The following is a 1,519-nucleotide window of genomic DNA, read 5'->3' on the forward strand; positions in this document are numbered from 1 at the left end:
TCTCGGTGCCCAGGATCTCGATCTGCTCCAGCACGGTCTTGCGGGGCAGGCCGGCGTGGTCGATGAGGAACAGCTGACGCTGGTAGTCGCCCACGTGCTCGCGCATCGTCATGTAGCGGTCGATGATCTGCTGCGGCGAGCCGACGGTCAGCGGGGTCTGGGCGGTGAAGTCCTCCAGCGACGGGCCGTGGCCGTAGACGGGGGCGTTGTCGAAGTAGGGGCGGAACTCGTCGACCGCGTCCTGGCTGTTGGCGCGGGCGAAGAACTGCCCGCCCAGGCCGACGATCGCCTGGTCCGCGGCGCCGTGGCCGTAGTGCTCGTAGCGGCGGCGGTACAGCTCGACCATCTGCTTGGTGTGGTGGATCGGCCAGAAGATGTTGTTGTGGAAGAAGCCGTCTCCGTAGAACGCGGCCTGCTCGGCGATCTGCGGCGAGCGGATCGAGCCGTGCCACACGAACGGCGCGACGCCGTCCAGCGGGCGCGGGGTCGAGGTGAACTGTTGGAGGGCCGTGCGGAACTTGCCCTCCCAGTCCACGACGTCCTCGTGCCACAGGCGGTGGAGCAGTTCGTAGTTCTCGATCGCGATCGGCAGGCCCTGCCGGATGTCCTGCCCGAACCACGGGTAGACCGGGCCGGTGTTGCCACGGCCCATCGTCAGGTCGACCCGGCCGCCTGCCAGGTGCTGCAGCATCGCGTAGTCCTCGGCGATCTTCACCGGGTCGTTGGTGGTGATCAGGGTGGTGGCCGTCGACAGGATGATCTCGGAGGTCCTGCCCGCGATGTAGCCCAGCGTCGTGGTGGGGGAGGACGTCACGAACGGCGGGTTGTGGTGTTCGCCCAGCGCGAAGACGTCGAGGCCCACCTGCTCGGCCAGAGTGGCGTACTCGACGACCGCCTCCAGTCGCTCGTGCTCGGTGGGTATCCGCCCGGTGGTGGGGTCCGGGGTGATGTCGGCGATGCTGAAGATTCCGAACTGCATGATGGTGGCCTCTCGTCTGTTGGTGTCCCCATCTTAACTAGCTGACATATCAAACAAAAGGGTGTGGGGCGGTATTCCCCCTCACATGGCGGGTGCCGTCCGGCCTGCTCCGGTGTGGACGGTTCCGCAGCCGCCCCTCGCGACGGCGTCTGGCCTGCGCAGCGGTGCACGCCAGACGCCATGGCGGGACGCGGCTGCGTCCTGGTCGAGCAGGCGCGGGAGCGACACGCCAGCCTCGCGGGCGACACGCCAGGCGCGGGAGCGGCTGTCAGGGTAGGGCTGCGAGGCGATTCCGGCCGGCCCGGGTCCGTCTGCTATCGTGTCCGGCATGTCGAACGCTCGCGCTTATTGGCGCTTTATGTGGGCTCCGGGTGGAGCCCGCGCCGCGAGCGCACGCGTCCGCTAGACGGACGTCTCGACACCCGGAGCCCAGAGGCGGTGACCACCATGGTCGCCGCCTTCCGCCTTTCCAGACGGCGGATCCGGGTGCGCGAGATACAGGGCACCACGAGATCACGGCACCCGGCCCGCCATGACCAC

At 68.4% G+C, this 1,519-nt stretch carries 1 protein-coding gene; it reads right to left on the reverse strand.

What is annotated here, in order from left to right:
• On the reverse strand, positions 1–979 hold a 979-nt coding region (locus G6023_RS15685), incomplete at its 3' end, for an LLM class flavin-dependent oxidoreductase (protein WP_182636412.1).
• Positions 980–1,519 lie beyond the last annotated feature (540 nt).

Origin of the sequence: Dietzia sp. DQ11-71 (assembly GCF_014144995.1) — a bacterium.
Taxonomy (GTDB): domain Bacteria; phylum Actinomycetota; class Actinomycetes; order Mycobacteriales; family Mycobacteriaceae; genus Dietzia; species Dietzia kunjamensis.